The sequence below is a fragment of the Geothrix sp. genome, assembly GCF_049292215.1.
Lineage (GTDB): Bacteria > Acidobacteriota > Holophagae > Holophagales > Holophagaceae > Geothrix.
On the sequence record NZ_JBATQW010000020.1, the window covers coordinates 1 to 3,259 of the forward strand.

The following is a 3,259-nucleotide window of genomic DNA, read 5'->3' on the forward strand; positions in this document are numbered from 1 at the left end:
CCGCGCGGGTGGCCGTGCCCCCGCTGCCCCGCAAGGCGCAGGCCCTGGGTCGGTTCGATCCCGTCGCCAGGCCCACCCCGCGCCGTCTGTCCGAGCCAGTGTCCCCACCCGGCATCCGGCGCCTGGATCCCGCGCTGGAGGGCGGAACGCCGGAAGCCGGGCTGGATCTCATGCTGTCCATGGCGGTGCCCATCCGGGCCGAGGCCATCCACCAGCTGCCCAAGGGACTGTGGATGCGGTACAGCCTGCAGCTGGTGCGGGGCACGGGCGAGAACGTCCGGAACCTCGAAGTGCTCGGCCTGTTCCGCATCCCCAGCAAGGGGGTTGCAGACCTGCGCCACGATCCCGGGCAAGGCCGGATCCTCCTCCGCCTGGAGGCCTCGGCGGTCCGGGCGCCCCGTTCACCATTCATCCTGGCCCGGCGAAAGGACGATGGAAGCCTGGTGAGCTGCTACGTGGAGGATCCGTGACGCGCAAGGCCCCGGCCAAGAAGCAGCCCCCGATGAGCAAGGAGACGCTCCCCGGGCTGCCCGAGATCCCGACGGTGGTGCGCTCCAAGAGCGAGGTCGACGCCCTGGCTGTCCCGGCCCAGTGGGCCCTGGTGGCCTATGCGGGCGCGGCCCTGGGACGGGTCTTCCCGCTGGCGACCGGGCAGGTGATCGTGGGACGGGCGCCGGATTCGGGCGTGCCGCTGCTCGATGGCGAGGTCAGCCGCCAGCACGCGCGCTTCCGGGTCGAGGCGGGCCGGGTCCTGGTCGAGGATCTGGAATCCACCAACGGCACGCAGGTTAACGGGGACCCGGTCCGCGGCGTCGCGGAGCTGCGCCCGGGCGATCGCATCGCCATCGGCAGCCATGTCCTCAAGCTGGTGTTCCTCGACCCGCTGGAGCGGGCCTTCCACGAGACCCTCCTCGACCTCAGCACCAAGGACCCGCTCACAGGGCTGGCCAACCGGGCCAGCGCCCTGGCGGAGCTGCAGAATCGCTTCGGGCTGAGCCAGCGCTACGGCCGCCCCCTCTCCGTGGTGGTCTGCGACCTCGACCACTTCAAGCAGGTGAATGACACCTATGGCCACGGCGCCGGCGACTTCGTCCTGCGCACCTTTGGTGAGCGTCTGGTCGCGACCCTGCGCGAGGCCGACCTCGCCGGCCGCATCGGTGGCGAGGAGTTCCTCATGGTGCTGCCGGAGACGGATCTGACCGGGGCCCGGCCCTTCGCGGAACGGCTGCGGAAGGCCATCGCCGGCACTCCAGTGCCCCTGGCTTCCGGTGGGCTCACCGTCACCTGCAGCCTGGGGATCGCCGAGCGCACTGGGGATGACCTCAACGCGGGACAGTTGCTGGCGAGGGCAGACGCGGCCCTGTACCGGGCCAAGGGCGGTGGGCGCAACCAGGTCTGCGAAGGCTAGCAAGCCCTGATCTCCGTTAGACTTTCCCGGATGCCCCTCGAACCCACGCCTCCAGACCTTCCCCCCTGGGAACCAGCCTCCGCGCAGGATGAGATTGAGCTCCTCGGTGAGCTCGACACCCGCGAGTGGGTGCTGATCCGCTATGTGGGCCAGCCCATGGGCGAGTTCATCCCCCTGCCGCTCGGGGGCCTGAGCATTGGCCGCGCGCCGGAGAACGGCCTCTCCCTGCCCGAGCCCGAGGTAAGCCGTCGCCACGCCCGGCTGAACATCGCCGCGAACCTGGAGTCCGTGGAGCTGCGCGACCTGGGCTCCACCAATGGCGTCTACATCAACGGGAAGCGGGTCCATGCGGATCCCGGTCCCCTGAAGCTGAAGGCCGAGGACGTGCTCCGGGTGGGCGGTCATGCCTTCAAGCTCAAGCACATGGATGCGCTCGAGCGCCGCTACCACCAGGACATGGTGGCCCGCACGACCCTGGATCCGCTGACGGGCGTGGGCAATCGGGCCACGGTCCTGCATCAGCTGGAGTCGCACTTCGACTTGGCCCGCCGCCACCGGCGGCCCCTGTCCTTGATCCTCGCGGACCTGGACTGGTTCAAGCAGGTCAACGACACCCACGGCCACCGGGCTGGCGACCGCGCCCTCGAGTCCTTCGGCGCCCTCCTCCAGCTCCGCCTCCGGGGCTCGGATCCCGTGGGTCGGCTGGGGGGGGACGAGTTCCTCATCGTGCTGCCCGATACCCCGGTGATGATGGCGCTCCACGCTGCCGAGGGCCTGCGGCGGGCCCTGGCGGAGCATCCCCTGGAGCTGGAGGGCAGCCATTACCTGCCGCTCACCTGCAGCCTGGGGGTGGCCGAGCTCAAGGATGGGGACTCGGACGGCGGCGCCCTGCTAGCCCGGGCCGATGCGGCCCTCTACGGTGCCAAGGCCGGAGGACGCGACCGGGCGTACCCGGCGCCATGAACAGCCTGCGGCCCCCGGCACAGATCGGCAGCGTGCGCCTCCTGGAACCCCTGGGCGAGGGGGGCATGGCCCTGGTGTTCCGGGGCGAGGACCGCTTCCGCCCCGGGGCAGCCTGCGCGGTGAAGCTACTGCGGCCGGAGGTCCACCGGGATCATGACCTCGTCCGCCGGTTTCTCCGGGAAGGCGAGGTCCTCACCCGGTTGTCGCACCCGGGCTTGGTCGAGATCTTCGCCTTCGGCACCAGCGGCGCCTGGCCCTACCTGATCATGGAGCTCCTGCCCGGTGGCAGCCTCAAGGCCTGCCGGGGGGAAGCCCCCGCCGGGCTGGCCCGCCGGATGATTCCCGTCTGTGGTGCCCTGGAGGTGGCCCACGCGGCCGGGGTGGTGCACCGGGACCTCAAGCCCTCGAACCTGCTCTTCTCGGCCGATGGGCAGCTCAAGGTCACCGATTTCGGGGTGTGCTACTGGGAGGGTGAGGAGGGCCGCACCCGCGCCACCCGGAGCCAGATGGTGGTGGGCACGCTGGGCTACATGGCCCCCGAACAGCACGGCGATCCCCGCCGCGTGGATGGCCGCTGCGATGTCTACGCCCTGGGGGCGATCCTCTTCGAGTTCATGACGGGGCAGGCCTACGCCCAGGTGCAGCTGCCCCCGGCGGCCGTGCGGCCCGGCTTCCCGCCCCGCATGGCGGGCCTGGTGATGCGGGCCCTGCAGCCGGATCCCTTGAAGCGTCTGCCGGACATGGCGGCCTTCGCCGGGGAGCTGGCCGACTGGCTGGAGAGCGCTGAGGCGGTGGGGTGGGGCGAGGAACCCCTCCCGGGCTTCTCGGCCCGGGACCGGGAGCTGGCCACCGTGGCGGGACCGCGCCGGGACGAGGGCCCCGAGGTTC

The 3,259-nt window shown here is 71.4% G+C and carries 4 protein-coding genes; all 4 read left to right on the plus strand.

All coding sequences use genetic code 11. From position 1 onward, the window contains the following. On the plus strand, positions 1–470 hold a 470-nt coding region (locus WAS25_RS03515), incomplete at its 5' end, for a hypothetical protein (RefSeq protein WP_422310124.1). Further along, positions 467–1,408 carry a GGDEF domain-containing protein gene (locus WAS25_RS03520; RefSeq protein WP_422310125.1) on the plus strand — a complete coding sequence of 314 codons (942 nt, stop codon included), beginning with the start codon at positions 467–469 and terminating at the stop codon, positions 1,406–1,408. The genes WAS25_RS03515 and WAS25_RS03520, both read left to right, overlap by 4 nt. A 30-nt stretch (positions 1,409–1,438) precedes the next feature. Then, a complete protein-coding gene (locus tag WAS25_RS03525; RefSeq protein ID WP_422310126.1) occupies positions 1,439–2,371 on the plus strand; it encodes a diguanylate cyclase in 933 nt (310 codons plus the stop codon). After that, the coding region (locus WAS25_RS03530) for a serine/threonine-protein kinase (protein WP_422310127.1) at positions 2,368–3,259 on the plus strand (892 nt) is incomplete at its 3' end. The genes WAS25_RS03525 and WAS25_RS03530, both read left to right, overlap by 4 nt.